A 20,621-nucleotide genomic window follows, 5' to 3' on the forward strand; every position below is an offset into this window, starting at 1 on the left:
GTATTTGAACCGCCGTGTACCGAACGGTACGCACGGTGGTGTGAGAGGTCGGCTGTTCAAATAATGGGCGGCCTCCTACTCGATTATGTGTAATTTTATGTCAATAACGCATAGAGTGCGCATATTAAAATATACATGTATACAATTTGCAATAGCTTAACAGCTCTATTATAATTAAGATTACAGTTATACTGTGATTAGTTTTTTTGATTTTGAGAGGGGAAATGATTATGAATACTTCGCTGCCTGCCAAGCAGGGGCTGTACGACCCTTGGTTTGAGCACGACGCCTGCGGCGTTGGCGTAGTGGCCAATATCAACGGCAAAAAATCCAATAAGATTCTGCGGCAAGCGCTGGTGGTGCTGCATAATATGGACCACCGCGGCGGCCAGGGCGCGGACATGAATTCCGGCGACGGCGCAGGCGTGCTGCTGCAAATTCCGCATAATTTTTTCGTCAAGGAATGTGCTAAGCTGGACATCGAGCTGCCGGAGGAGGGCAAGTACGCCGTAGGCTTCATCTTCTTGCCGCCGGACGCTGTAGAAAGAGAGAATGTGCAGCGTCATTTTGAGCGCATTGTGGAGGGCAACGGCCAGACGGTTTTAGGCTGGCGCAAGGTTCCCGTACACCCGGAGGTTTTAGGTGAAAAGTCGCGGCAGAGTATGCCCTTTATGGCGCAGGTTTTCGTTAAGCCGTCGGATAATATTTCCGACCGCCTGGATATAGACGACAACGCTTTTGAGCGCAAGCTGTACAGCATTCGCCGTCAGGCGGAAAATTACATTCGCTACGGCAAGCTGCGCGGCGGCAAATACTTTTATGTTGCCAGCCTTTCTTCCAGAACCATCGTGTATAAGGGTATGCTGACGACGGAGCAGCTGCGTACCTTTTATGCCGACATGGAGGACAGTTCAATGGAAACGGCGCTGGCGCTGGTCCATTCCCGGTTCAGCACCAACACGTTCCCCAGCTGGGAGCGTGCGCATCCGTACCGTTATCTGATGCACAACGGCGAAATCAATACGCTGCGGGGCAATATCAACTGGATGCGCGCCCGTCAGACCATGTGCGGCAACAGCCTGTGGGGCAGCGATATCAGCAAGATTATGCCGATTATCGATGAAACCGGCTCCGATTCCGGCATGTTTGACAACTGCCTGGAATTTTTGGTGATGTCAGGCCGCAGCCTGCCCCATGCCGTGATGATGATGATACCGGAGCCCTGGGGCAAGAATCCCCATTTGGACCCGGATTTGAAGGCTTTTTTTGAGTACCACAATTCTTTGATTGAAGCCTGGGACGGCCCCGCCGCCATGGCCTTTACCGACGGCCGCACTATCTGCGCCGCATTGGACCGCAACGGCCTGCGCCCTTCCCGTTACTATATTACGGACGATAATACCATTGTGCTGGCCTCCGAGGTGGGCGTGGTGGATATCGACCCGTCGACGATTATTAAAAAGGACCGCCTGCGTCCGGGGCGCATGCTGGTTATCGATACGGTGCAGGGCCGCATTATCGGCAATGATGAAATTAAGCGCCAGATTGCGAGCGAGCATCCCTACCGCGAGTGGCTGGACAAATATTCCATCAAGCTAAAAAATATTCCCTTGCAGGGCGAGCTGCCGGTTCCAGACAGCCAAACGCTGCTGCAGCGCCAGCGGGCTTTTGGCTATACGCTGGAGGATTTGACGAAGTTTTTGCGTCCTATGGCGCTCAAGGGCATCGACCCGCTGGGAGCCATGGGCAACGACGCGCCGCTGGCTGTGCTCAGCGAAAAGCCGCAGCTTTTGTACAATTACTTCAAGCAGCTTTTTGCGCAGGTGACGAATCCGCCCATCGACGCTATCCGCGAGGAGGTCTTTACGGATACGACCAGCGCCGTGGGGCCGGAGCTGAACCTTATCGACCCGCAGCCGGAAAGCTGCCGTCAGATTTCGGCGGAATCGCCGGTTTTAAGCAATATCGAGCTGGCTAAGCTGAAGCATATCCCTGATTTCGACGCCGCCGTTATCCCTATGCTGTACAAGGTCAGCGAGGGCGGCGCGGGCTTGGAAAAAGCCCTGGACGCTATTTTTGCGCAGGCCGATAAATATATTGACGAGGGCAAGTGTATTCTGATTTTGTCCGACCGCGGCGTGAATAAGGAGCTGGCGGCCATTCCGGCGCTATTGGCCGGAGCTGGCCTGCACCACCACCTGATTGCCAAGGGTACGCGCCTGCGGGCTTCCATCATCATCGAATCGGCGGAGCCGCGGGAGGTACACCATATGGCGCTGCTTTTGGGCTACGGCGTCAGCGGCATCAATCCCTATCTGGCCTTTGAAAGCCTGGAAAATATGTGCGGCAACGGTATGCTGGACATCGGCTTTGAGGAGGCGGCGGCCAATTATATCAGCGCCTGCACTCACGGCATCGCCAAGATTTTGTCCAAGATGGGCATTTCCACCGTGCAGTCCTATCGCGGCGCGCAGATTTTTGAAGCCATCGGCGTGAGCAGCGCCGTGATAGATAAATACTTTACGGGCACGCCGTCCCGTTTGGAGGGTATCGGTCTGGAGGAAATCGCCAAGGAGGTGGCCATGCGGCACGAGCCTGCCTTTGCTGAGGATAAGCTGGATTTATTCAGCTACGAGTCGGGCTCCCACTATCAGTACCGTAACGGCGGCGAGAAGCATACCATCAATCCGGAAACCATCGTTAAGCTGCAGCAGGCCTGCCGCACCGGCGATTATAAGCTGTTCAAGGAGTTTTCCGAGCAGCTGGGCGGCAGCGAATTTGCCAACCAGAACCTGCGCAGCATGCTGACCTTTACGCCCCAGCGCCTGCCCATCGATATAGACGAGGTGGAATCGGTGGAAAGCATCTGCCGCCGCTTTAAGACCGGCGCTATGAGCTACGGCTCCTTGAGCCAGGAGGCGCACGAGTGTCTGGCTATCGCCATGAACCGCCTCGGCGGCAAATCCAATACGGGCGAGGGCGGCGAGCATCCCAGCCGTTTTCAGCCGCTGCCCAACGGCGACAGCAAACGCAGCGCTATTAAGCAGGTGGCTTCGGGACGTTTTGGCGTCACCAGCAATTATTTGGTCAATGCCGACGAGATTCAAATAAAAATCGCCCAGGGCGCTAAGCCGGGCGAGGGCGGGCAGCTGCCGGGCGGCAAGGTTTATCCCTGGATTGCCGAATGCCGCGGCACGACTGCGGGCATCGGCCTGATTTCGCCGCCGCCCCATCACGATATTTACTCCATCGAGGATTTGGCGGAGCTGATTCACGATTTGAAGAACGCCAATCCCCGCGCCCGTATCAGCGTTAAGCTGGTATCCGAGGTGGGCGTGGGCACCATTGCGGCGGGCGTAGTCAAGGCCTGCGCCGACGTGGTGCTTATCAGCGGCTATGACGGCGGCACGGGCGCGTCGCCGCGCACCAGCATTAACCACGCCGGTCTGCCATGGGAGCTGGGCCTGATGGAAACCCATCAAACGCTGCTTTTGAATAATCTGCGCGACCGCGTAACACTGGAAACAGACGGCAAGCTGATGACTGGCCGCGACGTAATCATCGCCGCTCTGCTGGGCGCAGAGGAATTTGGCTTTGCTACCGCTCCTTTGGTAGCCATCGGCTGCATTATGATGCGCGTCTGCAATCTGAACACCTGCCCCATGGGCGTGGCTACTCAGGACCCGCAGCTGCGCAAAAACTTCCGCGGCAAGCCGGAATACGTAGTCAACTTTATGCGCTTTATTGCGCAGGAAACACGCGAATACATGGCTATGCTGGGCTTCCGCACCATAGACGAAATGGTGGGACGCACGGAGGTGCTCATCCCCAAGCCGGAAAAGGCGCGCAACTGGAAGAATAAAAACCTCGACCTGTCGCCGCTGCTGTATAAGCCGGAGGTAGAGCCGGGGGCCAGCCAGGTCTGCACCAAGAAGCAGAACCATCAGCTGGAAAAATCGCTGGATATGCGGGAGCTGCTGGATATCTGCCGCCGCAGCCTGAATGATAAAAAGCCGGTGCGCATCACGCTGCCCATCAAGAATACCGACCGCGTAGTGGGCACGATTTTAGGCAGCGAGATAACCCGCCGCTACGGCGCTGAGGGTCTGCCTGCCGATACGGTCAGCCTGCATTTCAAGGGCAGCGCGGGCCAGAGCTTCGGCGCTTTTCTGCCCAAGGGCGTTACGCTGGAGCTGGAGGGCGACGCCAACGACCATGTGGGCAAGGGCCTGTCCGGCGGCCGCATCGTTATCTATCCCGATAGCGAAGCGCGCTTTAACCCACATGAAAACGTGATTATCGGCAACGTGGCCTTTTACGGCGCTACCAGCGGCGAGGCCTATATCAGCGGCATCGCAGGAGAACGCTTCTGCATCCGCAACAGCGGCGTTAACGCCGTTATCGAGGGCGTAGGCGACCATGGCTGCGAATATATGACGGGCGGCACGGTGGTTATCCTGGGCCGCACGGGCCGCAATTTCGCTGCAGGCATGAGCGGCGGCGTGGCTTATGTGCTGGACACGGACGGCGATTTCGCTTCTTACTGCAATAAGGAAATTGTGCTGCTGGAGCCCTTGGAGAGCATCAGCGACAGCATGACCGTGAAGAAAATGATTCTCAATCACGCGCAGTACACCGGCAGCAAGCTGGCGCTGGCAATTTTGGATAACTGGGAGACATACCGCGGCAAATTCGTCAAGGTCATTCCCAAGGATTATAAGATAGTTATGGAAAAGCTGAACGATTATCTGCAGCAGGGCGTGGGGCTGGAGGAAGCCACGCTGAAGGTTTTTGAGGAGGTGAAGGCATAATGGGCAAGCCGACAGGATTTATGGATTATACACGCCGGGAGCTGGCTCAGCGCGCTCCCTCGGAACGCATCAACGATTGGCAGGAAATCAAGACCAGCAGCCTGCCCCATCGGGAGGAGCTGCGCTGTCAGGCGTCCCGCTGCATGGACTGCGGCGTGCCCTTCTGCCACAGCGGTATTATGCTGAACAGCATGGTCAGCGGCTGTCCGCTGCATAATCTGATGCCGGAATTTAACGATTTGCTGTACCGCGGCATGGACGCTTTCGCTTACGCACGTTTGTCCAAGACCAATAATTTCCCGGAATTTACCTCCCACGTCTGCCCCGCTCCCTGCGAGGGCGCGTGCAACGCCGGGCTGGTCAACGACCCGGTGACGATTAAAAATATCGAGCAGTATATTATTGAAAACGCCTTTGAGCAGGGTCTGGTGCAGCCGTACAAGCCGGCGCGCCGCAGCGGCAAAAGGGTTGCCGTAGTCGGCAGCGGACCGGCAGGCTTGGCCTGCGCCGACCAGCTGAACAAAGCGGGGCATTTGGTAACGGTGTACGAACGGGCCGACCGTCCCGGCGGCCTGCTGATGTACGGCGTGCCTAACATGAAGCTGGATAAGAAGCTTATCGAGCGCCGCGTTAAGCTATTGCAGGAGGCGGGTATTACCTTTGTCCTTAACGCGGAGGTGGGCGTGAAGCTGGCGTCCAGCACTCTGCTGGAGGAATACGACGCCGTGGTGCTGTGTACCGGCGCTACGGTGCCCCGCGATTTGCCGGTGAAGGGCCGTGAGCTGGCAGGTATTTACTTCGCTAAGGAATACCTGCACGGCGTGACTAAGAGTCTGCTGGACAGCAATTTTGCCGACGGTCTGGCAGTGGACGCTAAAGGTAAGGACGTGGTGATTATCGGCGGCGGCGACACGGGCAACGATTGTATGGCGACGGTTATCCGTCAGGGCTGCCGCAGCGTGCGCCAGCTGGAAATCAACCCCTGTTTGCCGCACAGCCGCGGCGAGGATAATCCCTGGCCCCAGTTCCCGCGGGTATTTAAAACTGACTACGGTCAGGAGGAGGCTATCTGCAAATTTAAAGAGGACGCGCGGGAGTTTTGCGTGACGACGAAGGAATTCATCGGTGAAAACGGGCATGTGACCGGCCTGCGCTTGTGCCAGAACCGGTGGCAGCAGGTCAACGGACGCCTGACGCCGGTGGATATTGCCGGAACGGAGCGCATTGTACCGGCGCAGCTGGTGCTGCTGGCCATGGGCTTTACGGGCAGCGAGCAGCGCTTGCTGGACGAGTTTGGCGTGGTCAGGGCCGCTAACGGCAGCATTGCCGCCGACGATAAAAATTATCTGACCTCCGTACCCGGCGTGTTTGCCGCAGGCGACACCCGCCGCGGGCAGAGCCTGGTGGTTTGGGCGATAGCAGAGGGGCGGGGCGCTGCCGCGGCCGTGGATAAATATTTGGCGGCGCAGGGCGAATAATAGCTTAACACAGCTGTTGGAATAAACGCTCAGCGGTTACAGGACGCGATATAATTTGATATTATTTAATGAAGTAAACCGGAGGCTGGCAAGCGTCAGCTTCCGGTTTTAAGCGATCTGCAGTGCTGTAGGTCGCTTTTCTTATGGAAACGGCTTTTTATAAAAAAATTTTGCGGTACGGCGCCGTTTCACAAAAATATAGAAATGCGCATGAAAAAAGTATGATATAATTAAACAGTAATATGCTGCGGCAATTAGCTGGAGCTAATGCAGACGCAGTAAAATTCGCTGGAAAAGAGGAGCGTTGGCGTGTATAAATTTGCTTTATCGCGGCAGTTTTTTAGAGACGTATGGTATTTGACTAAAAGCTATTGGCAGTCCGAGGAAAAGAAGAAGGCGTTCTTCCTTTTGGGCTGCATCATTTCCCTGACGCTGGGCATCGTTTATATGCTGGTGCTGCTTAATCAATGGAACAACAGCTTTTACAGCGCTTTGCAGAATTACGAAACGGAAAAGATTTTTGACGAGCTGCTGCATTTTTCTTGGCTGGCGGCCATCTACATTATTTTGGCCGTGTATTCCTATTATTTGCAGCAAACGCTGATTCTGCACTGGCGTCGTTGGCTGACGAATCGCTTTATCGATATTTGGTTGAAAAATAAAACCTACTACCATTTGCAGATGTTCGGCAAGGACACGGATAACCCTGACCAGCGTATCAGCGAGGACGTGCGCTTGTTTGTGGAAATGACGCTGGGCTTCAGCGTGGGCTTGCTCAAAGCCTTCTGCACCTTCGCTTCCTTTGTCGTTATTCTGTATAAGATGTCCGGACCCTTTACCATGCAGCTTTTTGGCCGCAGCTGGACAATCGACGGCTATTTGTTCTGGGCGGCGCTGATTTATTCCATCATCGGCACTTATATTACGCACATCGTGGGGCGCAAGCTGGTGCAGCTGAATTTTATCCAACAGCGCTACGAGGCTGATTTTCGTTTCAGCATGATTCGCTTGCGCGAAAGCGCCGAAAGCGTCGCCTTCTACCGGGGCGAGGGCCAGGAGGGCGTGGTTTTTAAGGACCGCTTCAAGCTGCTGCTGGATAATTTCTGGAAGCTGGTCAATAAGCAGAAGCAGCTGGTATGGCTGAACTCCGGCTATTCGCAGATTGCTATTATTTTTCCTTTTGTGGCGGCCATGAACCGTTATTTGAGCAAGGAATTTACTTTAGGCGGCTTAATGCAGGTATCCAGCGCCTTTGGCAATGTGCAGGGCGCGCTGTCGTATTTCGTCGATATGTACACAAGCATTGCGCAATGGCAGGCGGTGGTGATGCGTCTGACTTATTTCGGCAGGCATATGCAGGAGGTTTCTGCCGATGCGGAGCGCTTCCATTTGGAGCGTTTTGCTACCTCGGCGGCTGTTAGCGCGGATAAAATGCAGGTTAATCTGCCCGACGGTTCGCCGCTGCTGCAAAATATCTGCTTCAAGCTGGAGCCGGGGCAGAACGTGCTGATTAAAGGCGGCAGCGGCAGCGGCAAGAGCACCTTGCTGCGCGCAGTGGCTGGCATCTGGCCTTTTGTCGAGGGCAAGATTAATCTGCCCAAGACGGACGAGCTGATGTTTATTCCGCAGAAGCCTTATCTGCCCTTGGGAACGCTGCGCGAGGCTTTGCTGTATCCGGGGACTAAGCCTGTGCGCGACGAGGCGCTAAAGCGGCTGATGGAAACCTGTCAGATTGGCTATTTGCAGGATAAGCTGGACATGGCGGCCGATTGGAGCCACGTTTTGTCCGTAGGCGAGCAGCAGCGTCTGGCCTTTGTGCGCGCTCACATTCAGCAGCCTATCTGGCTGTTTTTAGACGAGGCCACTTCGGCACTGGACGAGGAAACGGAGGCGGCTATGTACCGCCTGCTGGCAGAACGCTTGCCGCGGACTACGGTGGTCAGCGTAGGCCATCGCAGCACTTTGAATAAATACCATGCGCTGGTATTGCGTATTGATAAACAAGAGCACAGTGTGCATTTAGAAAAACTTTAAGGAGGCTGGAACAATGCAACCCTTACAAATCGTGGATAATATTTATGATGTGGGCGTACAGGACTGGGCTGTGCGCGATTTTCACGGCTACAAAACGGAGCGCGGCGCGACCTACAATGCCTATTTGATTATGGATGAAAAGATTACGCTGGTCGATACGGTTAAAGCGCCCTTTGCCGAGGAGCTGCTGCGCAATATCAGTCAGGTAACGCCGCTGGAAAGCGTGGATTATATCGTTATCAACCATGTGGAACCGGACCATTCCGGCGCTATGCCCGCGCTGGCCAAGGCCTGTCCTAACGCCAAATTTATTATTTCCATGGCCGGCAAGAACGAAGCGATTCAGCATTACGGCGACATATTTGATTTTATGGTAGTGAAGGACGGCGCAACGCTGAATATCGGCAAGCGCAATCTGACCTTCGCTATGATGACTATGCTGCATTGGCCCGATAATATGGCTACCTACTGCGCGGAAGAAAAAATTTTATTTTCCAACGACGCTTTCGGCCAGCATTACGCTACCAGCAAGCGTTTTGACGACGAGGTAGACCAGGGCGAGCTGTTCTATGAAGCGCAGAAATATTTCGCTAATATCTTGTGGCCATACGCCAAGCTTATTGGCAAGGCTTTGGCTAAGCTGGGCGGTTTGGATATCAAGCTGCTTGCGCCCTCTCACGGCGTTATCTGGCGCAGCGGTATTGCCGATATTTTGGACTGCTATGGCAAGTGGGGGCAGGGCGTGTGCGACGGCAGTTTGATTATTGCCTACGACAGCATGTGGGGCGGCACGGAAAAGCTGGCCCGCGCTATTGCCAGAGGCGCGCAGCGCGCAGGCATAGTGGTGAAGGTGTTCAAGCTCAGCCAAACGCCTAACAGCACCGTGGCTGCCGAGCTGTTTACGGCCTCCGGCCTGCTGGTGGGCTCTCCTACTTTGAACAGCGGCATGATGCCGTCCATGGGCTCCTTCCTGACCTATATCAAGGGCTTGGCTCCGGTGGGCAAAAAAGCAGCTTCCTTTGGCACCTTTGGCTGGGCCGGCGGCGCGCAGAAGGATATGGACGAAATGCTGGGTAAATTTGTGCCGGAGGTACTGCCGGGCTATCAATGCAAATGGACGCCGCAGGCCGTAAATTTAGACGCCGCAGAACAATTTGGTTACGATTTTGCCCAGGAGCTGCTGGAAAAAGGCCAGAACGGCGAAGGCTGCCAGTGCTGAAAGGCGTATGCCGTAGAGATTGCTTTGTGAAAATTTTATGAAAAGCTTATTTTGGCGAAAAGCTTATATCGCCAAAGACTTTTTTGGTGTATAATATAAATAACTAAATAGGAAAGCGAGGTTGTATGATGAATACTAAGGCTGAAAAGTTTAATAAATTTTTGGATGAAAAAGGCATTAAAGTATTTCAGGTGCAGGAGGTCGAAGGCGATCTGCATCCTGTAGTTTACCGTTCCGCTATGGAGGTTGAAGGGCAAAACCTGCCGACCATGCTGGTTATCGACGACAGCATTTATGTAATGCTGCAGGTTCGCGTTGGCGCGGGCTTAGTCAAAGAGGGCAATAAGGCTGCCGTTATGGAGCACATCAACAAGCTGAACGAAAACTACAAGGTTTTCAAATATTATGCCGCTCCGAACGGCGACGTTGTTATCGAAAGCTGCATTCCTTCCACGGACGAGCAGTTCGTACCCGAAATGGTACACGCTGTTATCGACGTAGTGCTGAAGCACCTTATGGAAGAATATTCCAAGCTGATGAAAACCGTTTGGTCCAACTAATTTCATAAATTCCGTTTAGTAATAAAGGGAGTAGCTGGCATGGGCGCGGCCCGTGTTTGCACAGCCGTCAGTACGATTTTTTAAATCCGGCTTGCGAGTAAATGGCGAGACTTTGTTATAGTAGATTTACTATAGCATTGTCTCGCCTTTTTATATTATTGGACGAAAGCTGCCGCCGCAATGCCGCGGCTTGCGGTCAGACCGGCAAGAAACGGAGCTTTCTTGAAATATATATTCAGCGATAAATTTTGCAGATTATTGGAGGTAGGAAAATGCAAAAGTATGGTTTAACTACGGCACAGGCTGCTGAAGCCCGCAGAAAGTATGGCAGCAACGCGCTGTCCGCGCCGCCGCGCGCTACCTTTTGGGATAAGCTGTGGGAAAATTTCCAGGACCCGATGATTAAGATTCTGCTGCTGGCTCTGCTGGTCAACGCGGCTTTCGCTTATCTAGGGCATGGCGATTGGCTGGAAACTGCGGGCATTTTTATGGCCATTATTTTAGCCACCTTTGTTTCGACCTGGTCGGAATACAGCAATGAAAACGCTTTCCAAAAATTGCAGGAGGAAGCGGCCCGCATTCGCTGCCGCGTTTGGCGTGACGGCGAACCGCAGGAAATCGCCATCGACGATTTAGTAGCTGGGGACGCCGTTATTTTGCAGGCCGGCGATAAGGTGCCGGTGGACGGCGTGCTGCTGGAGGGTTCGGTAAAGCTGGACCAGGCGGCGTTGAACGGCGAAAGCGAGGAGGCAGCCAAAAGCGCGGCGCCCCAGGGCTTTGTTTGGGAAGCAGGCGGGACGGATTTTTTGGACGAGCATCGGCTATACCGCGGCAGCGTAGTGGTAGAGGGCGCCGGCGTGATGCAGGCAGTCAAAGTAGGCGACGCATCGGTCTATGGGCAGCTGACTAGGGAGCTGCAGGACGATGAGCGCGACAGCCCGCTGAAACTGAAGCTGAAAGGATTGGCGCAGCAGATAAGTAAGTTCAGCTATGCCGGAGGCGTGCTGATTGCCGCAGCGGTGATGCTGCATAAGATGCTGCTGGCAGGCGGTTTTGCCGCTTATACGGCCAATATGACGCAGGTGGCGGGCGATTTGCTGCAGGCCGTCATTTTAGGAATCATCATTATCGTTATGGCAGTACCCGAAGGGCTGCCGCTGATGATAGCTATTGTTTCCTCGCTGAATATGCGTAAAATGCTGAACGATAATGTTTTGGTGCGCAAATTGGTGGGCATTGAAACGGCAGGCAGCTTAAATTTGCTTTTTACGGATAAGACGGGCACAATAACTAAAGGCAAGCTGGAGGTAGTGCGCTTTTTGACTGGCGATGTGCAGGAGTATGCCGGGTTTGGCGAGCTGCCGGAAAAAATTAAGGAGCTGACCTACCAGCAGGTTGTTTTGAACACGTCGGCTTCAGTAACGGCGGATAGTATTGTGGGCGGCAATATGACCGAGGCCGCGCTGAACAAGTATCTGGCCGATTACCGCATGGAGCGGACGCCGGAGAGAATACGCTTTGCGCCGTTCAACAGCGCCAGCAAATATTCCTGGGCGCAGGTTAAGGGCAGCGGCGGTTCCTATTGCTTAGTCAAGGGCGCGCCGGAAAAGCTGCTGCTGCGCACCGCTTATTATTGGGCGGAGGACGGCAGCAGGCAGCCCTTTACCGCAGCTCTGCAGCGGCGACTGGAGCAGCGGATGCTGGAGCTGGCCGGTCAGGCTATTCGTATGCTGGCGCTGTGCAGCAGCGAGGGTACGCCGGAGGACGACGTGCCGCAGGAGGGCCTGACGCTGGTGGGAGTAGTCGCTATTCGCGACGATGTGCGCCCGGAGGCGGTAGAGGCTATTGCCGCAGTACAGGAGGCGGGGGTGCAGGTGGTGATGATCACAGGCGATCGCAAGGAAACTGCCGTAGCCATTGCCAGGGATGCGGGGCTTTTGCGCCGTCCTGAGGAGATTGTCTGGTCGTCGGCAGAGCTGGCGGCGCTGAGCGACGAAGAAGTTAAGCTGCTGCTGCCGCGTTTGCGGGTGGTAGCGCGGGCCTTGCCCATGGATAAATCGCGTTTGGTGCGCTTGTCCCAGGAGCTGAATTTGGTGGTGGGCATGACCGGCGACGGCGTTAACGATTCCCCGGCGCTGAAAAAGGCGGACGTGGGCTTTGCCATGGGCAGCGGTACGGAGGTAGCCAAAGAAGCGGGCGATATCGTTATCTTGGACGATAATTTCCTGAGCATCAAGAAGGCGATACTCTACGGCCGCACTATTTATAATTCTATCTGCAAGTTTATCGTGTTTCAGCTGACGATAAACCTTTCGGCGGTCGCCATCAGCTTTATCGCACCTTTTATTGGTATCGATAAGCCGTTGACGATTACGCAGATTTTGTGGATTAATCTGGTAATGGATACGTTGGCGGCTTTGGCCTTTGGCGGCGAACCGGCTTTGGCCGAATATTTAGAGGAGCGGCCCAAACGGCGCAGCGCGCCTCTCGTCAGTCGCGAAATGCTGGCCAGCATCGCTATGGGCGGCGCGTACATGACCTTGGTAGCCATTGCCTTTTTTAAAAGCGCCTGGGTGGATCATCTGTTCCGCGACGTGGCGGATCATATTTACACTTATACGGGCTTTTTCTGTACCTATATTTTTATGGCGGTGGCCAACGGCTTTAACGTGCGCACGAAGGATTTGCAGCTGCTGAGAAATTTGGAGCTTAATAAAGGCTTTTTGCAGGTTATGGCGTTGATTGTGGCTATTCAGGTGCTGCTTACTTATGTGGGCGGCAGCATATTGCGTACAGCGCCGCTGAATGCGCATGAATGGCTGGTGGTGATTTTCTTCGGCGCGTCCATAATAGCGGCGGACCTGCTGCGTAAGCTGCTGGTAAAGCGCTGCCGCGTAATTTCGCCCTTTATCTAATGCTTGTGGTACGCGCAATATATTGCATATAAAAAGGACAGTTCGTGCGAGCTGTCCTTTTTGCTACTTTTAACTTTGCGTTTTAAATTTCTTTCAGCCACAAGCCGTGCAGGTTGCAGTATTCATAAGCCGCTATGGCCTTATCGCCTTCGGTAAGCGCAAAGGTGGCTTCGGGTTTATCGCCGGGCTTTAAGGTTTTCATTTGGCCGCCTGCCGCGGTTTGCAAATAGATGAATTGGATGTAATGCTCCGGCAGCATGGGATGGGCAACGCTGCCTACGGCTACATGTACCATGTTACCGTCTACGGTTACTACGGGAACGTGCTTTTCCTGTGCTGCATCAACCGTGTTGGGAACAAGCTCCTGCATTTCCTGAGTGCAGCAGGTCATGGGTTCTTTGCCGTCCGTTACCACATTTAAAATACTGCCGCATTGTTTGCAAATGAAAAATTTAGGCATGGTCATTTTTATCGCTCCTTTGAATTTTATTAAGGCGGAAGCTTTAAAGTCTGCTTCCTTGCCTTGCTATGTTTTTATTATACTACTAAAAATATAAAATAGATAGTGCTTCACAAAGAGTTTTATTATGTGAAGTAATTTTGTATTGTGTGATAAAAATATGACGAAGGAAAAATTGACGAGAAATAGATTTTTGTGTTTGTTTTTTGAAAAATATGATAAAATTATGATTAATTGAGGACTTATATACGAGGTGAGTTTATGGAGAAGAAAAAGGATAGGTTGGATTTAACGGAGGATTTATTTATAGGCAAAGGCGCGCATAAAGCGGTTTACCGGCATCCGCATAATACTGATTTATGCGTTAAGCTGATTTATTCCGAGCCTGACGTAGACTTGGAGCGTGAACTACATTACAGAAAAGTACGCGATATACGTAATCAAGCGTCCGCTTTATTGCCGAGGTATTATGGTACTGTTGCCGCTAATCAAGGAACAGGCTATATTTTTGAGCGGGTTTGCGATTATGATGGAATGAATAGCATAACATTGAAAGATTACCTGAGTAATCCCCCCCCCGATAAACTTGTGTCTTTTACAAAGTGAAATTGTTAACTTGCTAAAGAGGTTTAAGGGACAATGGTTTCAGGAAAAAATAGTTACCAGCGACGTCGACCCAGCAAACTTTTTGGTACAGAAGCTTTCTGCTGTGGAAAAACAGATTAGAATAGTTGACAATATAGGTACGCCGGTTCTTATTCCTTTAGCATTTTATTTTGATTATTTTGCCGATAAGCGATTTAAGCGTTATTGGCGGCGTTTTGTAGATAGATTAGCGCGGGAATATCCTAATGTAGTTACGGACAGTATTGTAGAAAAGCTTTTGTAAGTCCGTCATGTATACATAATATCTCCGCTGCGCATCTTGCATTTTTGACTGCGATATAGTAAAGTAGTATAAGACTTATAAGAGTTTTCCAGATGGGAAAGGTGTGTTGTATTATGAATTTTAAAAAGTTTATTAAAGCAGCGGTCTGCTGCATGATGGCGGCTGCTTTAGCCGTAATGGCCGGCTGCGGCGGCAGCGAGAAAAAGGCTGAAGCTCCGAAAAAGGTTTTGAAGGTTGGTATGGAATGCGCTTACGCTCCCTACAACTGGTCCCAGACCAACGCCGACGGCGGCGCAGTGAAAATTGCCGGGTCCAGCGAATATGCTTATGGCTATGACGTTATCATTGCCAAAAAACTGGCTGATTCCATGGGCGCAGAGCTGGAAGTACACAAAATTGAATGGGACGGCCTGCCTCCCGCAGTTGTCAGCGGCAAAATCGACGCTGCTATCGCCGGTATGTCCATTACCTCCAAGCGCAAGGAAACTGTTGACTTTACTAAACCCTACTATTATGCTAATGTCGTAGCTTTGGTTAAAAAGGGCACTCCGCAGGCTGAGGCTAAGAGCGTTGCCGATTTGAAGGGCTCCGTTGCTACCTCCCAGCTGAACACTATTTGGTATGACCAAATCGATCAGATTCCCGACGTTAAAAAGCTGCCCGCTATCGATACCGTTCCTGGTATGATTGTGGCTTTGAAATCCGGCAAATGCAATTTGATCGTTACCGATATTCCTACCGCTAAGGCTGCAGCTTTCGCTAACCCTGAGCTGGCTATGATTCAGTTCCCCGAAGACAAGGGCTTCAAGACCTCCCGCGAGGACGTAGAAATCGGCATTGCCGTTAAGAAGGGCAATAAAGAGCTGCTTGACGCTATGAATAAGGTTTTGGGCGGTATGACCGAAGCTGACTTCAATAAGATTATGGATGAAGCTATTCAGAAACAACCGTTGGCAAAATAAAATGCTGATATTTAGGGGCGGCAGTGTGTCGCCCCTTTTTTCCGTAATTTGGAATTTTATTAAGGTGGTGTAATTGATGCCAGAAACATTTTTTGGCTGGGTTGCTTTTTTGCTGGACCAGTACGGCTCCGTACTGCTGAAGGGCGCTGCAGTAACCTTGCTGCTGGCCGTGGTCGGTACCTTTATCGGCTGCTTAATAGGCCTGGTAGTGGGCGTTATCCAGACTATTCCCATGGAGGATAATGACAGCGCTTTCAAAAAGCTGTGTATCCGCTGCGTGCAGCGTTTTCTGGACGCCTATGTGGAGGTGTTCCGCGGTACGCCGATGATTGTGCAGGCCATGGTGGTTTATTATGGCGCGATGAGCGTCTTTGATATCGATATGTCGCCTATGTTCGCCGGCTTTTTGGTAGTATCCATCAATACGGGCGCTTATATGGCGGAAACGGTTCGCGGCGGTATTGAATCTGTGGATTTGGGACAAAAGGAAGCGGCTATCGCTATCGGTATGGACCATTTTCAAACCATGCGCTGCGTTATTCTTCCCCAGGCCTTGCGCAACGTTATGCCGCAGCTGGGCAATAACCTGATCATCAATATCAAGGATACTTCGGTCTTGAACGTTATTTCCGTTACCGAGCTGTACTTTGCTTCTAAATCGGCTGCCGGTGTGTACTATAAGTATTTTGAAATCTTTTTCATTACCTGCGTCGTTTATTTCATTATGACATTTACCACTTCCCGCCTGCTGCGCTGGCTGGAAAGCAAGATGGACGGCCCCAAGGATTACCAGTTGGTGACCTATGACCCGATGATGGACCCCTGCGGCGCTGTGCCGTTGCCTACGAAAAAGCAGAAAGGACGGTATTAAGCTATGGATAAGGAATTACTTGTTTCCGTCTGCGACCTGCATAAGGATTTTGGCGAGCGACAAATTCTGCGCGGCATCAGCTTTGATATTTACCGCGGCGACGTAGTCTGCGTTATCGGCCCTTCGGGCAGCGGCAAATCCACGTTGATTCGCTGCATCAATTATCTGGAGCATCCCACGGGCGGACACATCGAATACCGCGGACAGAACGTCATCGAAGCTTTTAAAAAGCTGACGCTGTTCCGTACCAAGGTTGGTATGGTGTTCCAATCCTTTAATTTGTTCAACAATATGACGGTTTTGGAAAATTGTATGGTAGGACAGATTAAGGTTTTGGGCAAAAAGAAGGAAGACGCTAAAGCCACGGCCTTGAAATATTTGAAGCACGTAGGTATGGACAGCTACGTTAACGCTAAGCCCCATCAATTAAGCGGCGGCCAAAAGCAGCGCGTAGCGATTGCCCGCGCTTTGGCATTGGAGCCGGAGGTGCTGCTGATGGACGAGCCCACCAGCGCTTTGGATCCGGAAATGGTGGGCGAGGTGCTGCGGGTTATCCGCGATTTGGCTAAGGAGGGCTTGACCATGGTTATCGTTACCCATGAAATGGCCTTTGCTCGCGACGTATCCAGCAGAGTTATTTTTATCGACCAGGGTGTGATTGCGGAGGACGGTACGCCGCAGCAGCTTTTCGGCCAGCCGAAAAATCAAAGAACGAAGGACTTTTTGGCGCGCTTCCAGAATAATTAAGGACTGCGCGTCTGCGAGGGACGCCGGGCGTAGAGAGTACGCTGCGGCGTCTCTTTTTGTTCAGGGATTTTTGTCATTGTTGTATTTTATGTGACTTTTTAAAAGCGTTAGAGGAATATAATCTATGATTGGCGAATAAGATAGCAAGAATTTTTTAGACAAGGTGTGATGAATGATGAGGGCTTTACGCAGTATTTTATTTTTAGCGCTTTTGCTGCTGTGCCAAACGGCGTGGGCTGCTAAAGGCACTATTTTGTATATACCGTTGGACAACAGGCCGGTCTGCCTTGCTTATACGGTGCAGACCATGCGGGCCGCAGGCTGGGATGTGCAGACGCCGCCTGCGGCATACATTGCCGACGATAAGCGCTGCGGCGACCCGGAGCAGCTTTTTGCCTGGCTGGAGCAGCACGCTAAATCGTCTGCGGCAGTGGTGGCTTCTTCCGACGCGCTGCTGTACGGCGGGCTTGTGGCCAGCCGTACTCACGAAATTCCTCTGGAGGTTTTGCAGCAGCGGGCGGAACGCCTAGTTAATTTGAAGAGCACCCATGGCGGGCAGACGGTTTATGTGTTTACGACTATTATGCGTTCGCCCAAGGCCAGCGCTGCTCCCGTAGAGCCTGCCTATTATAAGGAATGGGGGCCGAAGCTTTTCCGTTTGGGCGAGCTGGAGGATAAGCTGGAGCTGAAAGAGATTCGCCGCCGCGAGGTGCGGGAGCTGGCCGATTTGCGTGCGGAAATTCCGGTGGAGGTTTTAGAGGATTTGCACACCCGCCGCAGCAATAATATCCGCGCGACGGAGCTTTTGCTGCACGGCGTGGAAAGCGGCGATTTCGATTATCTGCTGATTGGGCGCGACGATACGGCTACCTTTTCCCAGGCGCATCGGGAAGCCCGCAGCATGGATATTCTAGTCAACGAGCTGCCGAAGGAACGCATCCGTTTCTTCGCCGGCGCAGACCAGCTGGGCATGCTGCTTTTAAGCCGCGCTTCTTCGCGTTTGCAGTACGAGCTGCCGCTGGTAAACGTAACCTACGCTCCCGGCAAGGGCGGCGCGACGGTGCCCACGTATGAGGATGACACGATAGCCGAAAGCGCTAAGCAGCACATTTACGCTGCCGGAGGCTTCCCGGCGCGGCTGCGCCGTCATGCCGATTTGGTGCTGGCGGTGAATACGCCTGCCGACGGCGTAACGCTGGAAGCGAGCGATGCAGGCAATAATTATAATGTGCCGCCGGAAACGGAGCGCTTTGTGAATAAAGTGGAGCGCTTGCTGAAAAATAAACATCAGGTGGCTGTGGCCGACGTTAAATACGGCAATGGCGCTGATAACGGCTTGGTAAAAGAGCTGTTTGACAGAAAAATGGCTTACAGCCTGGCTGCTTACGGAGGCTGGAATACGGCGGGCAACAGCCTAGGCTTCGCTTTGGCGCAGGGGCTTTTGTACGATATGTACGCGCCGGAAGCGCAGCAAAAGCTGCTGGAGGTGCGCTATTTTGACGATTGGGCTTATCAGGCTAACGTGCGCATGCAGGCTTATCGCCAGCTGATTTGGCCCAACTATTGGCCGAACAGCGGCTTGGACGATGAGCAGCGCGGCGCTGCCGAGCAATTTATTACCCAGGAAATAAAGACGCTGACCGCTCCGTATATGGGCGACATGGCTGCGCGCTATCAATTTACGCTGCCCTGGAGCAGAATGTTTGAGGTAAAGGTAGAAAGTAAAAATGAAGGATAAAATATATGTGCGGCCGGTGACGGAGGCGGACGCCGCAGGCTTAGCGAAGCTTTACGAGCCCTTCGTTATCAGCAGCGACCACAGGCTCAGCGACGTATCCTTTGAATATGCGGCGCCCTCAGCAGAGGAATTTCGCCAACGCATTGCGGCTATCAGCGCGGACTATCCCTATCTGGTGTGCCAACAGGGCGGCGAATATTTAGGCTATGCTTATGCGCATCCGTTTATTCCCCGCGCCGCTTATCAGTGGGGCGCGGAGGTAACTATTTACTTAGCGCCTGCGGGGCAGGGCCGGGGCTTGGGCAAGGTGCTGTACGACGCATTGGAGAATATTTTGCGCTTGCAGGGAGCCGTGAAGGCTTACGCCTGCGTCACTGCCAGCAACGAGCACAGCGTTAAATTCCATGAAGCGCAGGGCTACCGTATTGTGGGGACTTTTAATGATACGGGCTTTAAACACGGGCACTGGCTTGATATGGTGTGGCTGGAAAAAACTTTGGCCGAGCTGCCGCAGGAGCCGCAGCCTTTAGCGGGCTGGCGCGAGTTGCAACAGGAAAGTGTGGCGAAGATTTTGGAGGAGGCGAACCAAGCGGCCTCAGGGCTGTAATGATAAAGGTAGGACAGAGTCTATGGATTTTAAAAAATATTGCAAACAACACCGTCATAGTTCCAAAGCGGAAGAATTTTTACGCTATATCGGGCCGGGGCTGCTAATAACAGTGGGCTTTATCGACCCGGGCAACTGGGCGTCCAATTTGGCGGCCGGAGCGGATTACGGCTATTTGCTGCTGTGGATGGTAACGCTATCGACAATCATGCTGATTATTTTGCAGCATAACGCTGCGCATTTGGGCATCGCCACAGGCTTATGCCTGTCGGAGGCGGCGACGGCTTACTTGCCTAAATGGCTGTCGCGTCCCATTTTACTGTCTGCGGTGCTGGCTTCCGTTGCCACCGCTCTGGCTGAGATTTTGGGCGGCGCTATTGCGTTACAGCTGCTCTTTGGTTTGCCGCTGTGGCTGGGCAGCATTTTAATGGCGGCTTTATGCTCGTGGCTGTTACGCTCTAATTCCTACAGCAAGCTGGAAAAGATTATTATTGGTTTTGTGTCGCTGATAGGGCTTTCGTTTTTAGCGGAAATCGTTATGGTGCCGCTGGATTGGGGCGCGGCTGCCAGGGGCTGGGTTACTCCCAGCATTCCGCAGGGCTCGCTGCTGGTTATTATGAGCGTTTTGGGCGCGGTGGTAATGCCGCATAATCTGTTTTTACATTCGGAGGTTATTCAAAGCCGCCACTGGAATTTAGAGGATGAAGCGATTATCGAGCGGCAGCTGAATTTCGAGTTTTTGGATACGCTGTTGTCTATGAGCATTGGCTGGGCGATTAACAGCGCCATGATTTTAGTCGCGGCGGCGGTATTTTTTGCCAATAAGGTGCAGGTCAGCTACTTGGCGCAGGCGGTGGACTTGCTGCGGCCCTTGCTGGGCAATAACGCGGCGGTGCTGTTCGCCGTGGCGCTGCTGTTCGCAGGCATTTCGTCGACGGCTACGGCCGGTATGGCGGGAGCCAGCGTGTACGCCGGGATTTTCGGCGAGGGCTACGATGTTAAGGACCCCCATTCCTGGCATGGCGTGCTGCTGACCTATTGGCTGGCGGTGCTGGTAATTTTATTTATCGACGACCCCTTCAGCGGACTGATTTATTCGCAGATGGCCCTCAGCGTGCAGTTGCCCTGGACGATCGGGCTTTTGATTTATCTTACCTCATCTAAAAAGGTTATGGGACGGTTTGCCAATAGCCTGCGCTTGAAGCTGACGCTTGGCGTTATCGGCGCGATAGTTATTGCGCTGAATATTATGCTGCTTTTGGAAGCGTGCGGCGTGGTGAAGTTTTAGATACGTAAAAAACAAAAAACCTCAAGTACAATCTTAGTGCTC

The 20,621-nt window shown here is 52.9% G+C and carries 15 protein-coding genes; 14 read left to right on the plus strand and 1 reads right to left on the minus strand.

Features of this window, described 5'->3' with window-relative positions; translation table 11 throughout:
• Positions 1 to 230: 230 nt before the first annotated feature.
• From gltB to QZ105_RS04395, 6 genes are all read left to right on the plus strand, one after another.
• Positions 231 to 4,811, plus strand: a complete 4,581-nt coding sequence (gene gltB / locus QZ105_RS04370; protein ID WP_366935984.1) for a glutamate synthase large subunit — start codon at positions 231 to 233, stop codon at positions 4,809 to 4,811.
• Positions 4,811 to 6,289, plus strand: a complete 1,479-nt coding sequence (locus tag QZ105_RS04375; RefSeq protein ID WP_293728638.1) for a glutamate synthase subunit beta — start codon at positions 4,811 to 4,813, stop codon at positions 6,287 to 6,289. The genes gltB and QZ105_RS04375 overlap by 1 nt, the downstream gene beginning before the upstream one ends.
• A gap of 309 nt (positions 6,290 to 6,598) precedes the next feature.
• Positions 6,599 to 8,323, plus strand: coding sequence for an ABC transporter ATP-binding protein/permease (locus QZ105_RS04380; RefSeq protein WP_293728639.1), 1,725 nt, complete (start codon positions 6,599 to 6,601; stop codon positions 8,321 to 8,323).
• A gap of 13 nt (positions 8,324 to 8,336) precedes the next feature.
• The gene (locus QZ105_RS04385) at positions 8,337 to 9,542 is read left to right on the plus strand and encodes an FprA family A-type flavoprotein (RefSeq protein ID WP_293728640.1); all 1,206 of its coding nucleotides are present in this window, start codon (positions 8,337 to 8,339) and stop codon (positions 9,540 to 9,542) included.
• Between the two features lie 125 nt (positions 9,543 to 9,667).
• Positions 9,668 to 10,102, plus strand: a complete 435-nt coding sequence (locus tag QZ105_RS04390; protein WP_293728641.1) for a YbjN domain-containing protein — start codon at positions 9,668 to 9,670, stop codon at positions 10,100 to 10,102.
• Between the two features lie 272 nt (positions 10,103 to 10,374).
• The gene (locus QZ105_RS04395; RefSeq protein ID WP_293728642.1) at positions 10,375 to 13,017 is read left to right on the plus strand and encodes a calcium-translocating P-type ATPase, PMCA-type; all 2,643 of its coding nucleotides are present in this window, start codon (positions 10,375 to 10,377) and stop codon (positions 13,015 to 13,017) included.
• Between the two features lie 82 nt (positions 13,018 to 13,099).
• Here QZ105_RS04395 and QZ105_RS04400 read toward each other — a convergent pair whose 3' ends face one another.
• Entirely contained in the window at positions 13,100 to 13,483 is a 384-nt protein-coding gene (locus QZ105_RS04400; RefSeq protein WP_293728643.1) for a desulfoferrodoxin family protein, read from the minus strand.
• Between the two features lie 255 nt (positions 13,484 to 13,738).
• On the opposite strand from QZ105_RS04400, the gene QZ105_RS04405 reads away from it, so the two are divergent.
• From QZ105_RS04405 to QZ105_RS04440, 8 genes are all read left to right on the plus strand, one after another.
• Complete coding sequence (locus QZ105_RS04405) at positions 13,739 to 14,083, plus strand: YrbL family protein (RefSeq protein WP_293728644.1); 345 nt, start codon at positions 13,739 to 13,741, stop codon at positions 14,081 to 14,083.
• Positions 14,084 to 14,093: 10 nt separating this feature from the next.
• A complete protein-coding gene (locus tag QZ105_RS04410; protein WP_293728645.1) occupies positions 14,094 to 14,366 on the plus strand; it encodes a YrbL family protein in 273 nt (90 codons plus the stop codon).
• Between the two features lie 113 nt (positions 14,367 to 14,479).
• Positions 14,480 to 15,328, plus strand: a complete 849-nt coding sequence (locus QZ105_RS04415) for a transporter substrate-binding domain-containing protein (RefSeq protein WP_293728646.1) — start codon at positions 14,480 to 14,482, stop codon at positions 15,326 to 15,328.
• A 76-nt stretch (positions 15,329 to 15,404) separates the two neighbouring features.
• Complete coding sequence (locus QZ105_RS04420; RefSeq protein ID WP_293728647.1) at positions 15,405 to 16,199, plus strand: amino acid ABC transporter permease; 795 nt, start codon at positions 15,405 to 15,407, stop codon at positions 16,197 to 16,199.
• A gap of 3 nt (positions 16,200 to 16,202) precedes the next feature.
• Positions 16,203 to 16,946 (plus strand): amino acid ABC transporter ATP-binding protein, encoded by a 744-nt coding sequence (locus QZ105_RS04425; protein ID WP_293728648.1) that lies wholly within the window; start codon positions 16,203 to 16,205, stop codon positions 16,944 to 16,946.
• Positions 16,947 to 17,118: 172 nt separating this feature from the next.
• Positions 17,119 to 18,684, plus strand: coding sequence for a DUF4127 family protein (locus QZ105_RS04430; RefSeq protein ID WP_293728649.1), 1,566 nt, complete (start codon positions 17,119 to 17,121; stop codon positions 18,682 to 18,684).
• On the plus strand, positions 18,674 to 19,291 hold the full coding sequence (locus QZ105_RS04435) for a GNAT family N-acetyltransferase (RefSeq protein ID WP_293728650.1): 618 nt from the start codon (positions 18,674 to 18,676) through the stop codon (positions 19,289 to 19,291). The genes QZ105_RS04430 and QZ105_RS04435 overlap by 11 nt, the downstream gene beginning before the upstream one ends.
• Before the next feature lie 22 nt (positions 19,292 to 19,313).
• A complete protein-coding gene (locus QZ105_RS04440) occupies positions 19,314 to 20,579 on the plus strand; it encodes an Nramp family divalent metal transporter (RefSeq protein ID WP_293728651.1) in 1,266 nt (421 codons plus the stop codon).
• Positions 20,580 to 20,621: the final 42 nt, after the last annotated feature.

This window comes from uncultured Phascolarctobacterium sp., from assembly GCF_905212365.1.
Taxonomy (GTDB): domain Bacteria; phylum Bacillota; class Negativicutes; order Acidaminococcales; family Acidaminococcaceae; genus Phascolarctobacterium_A.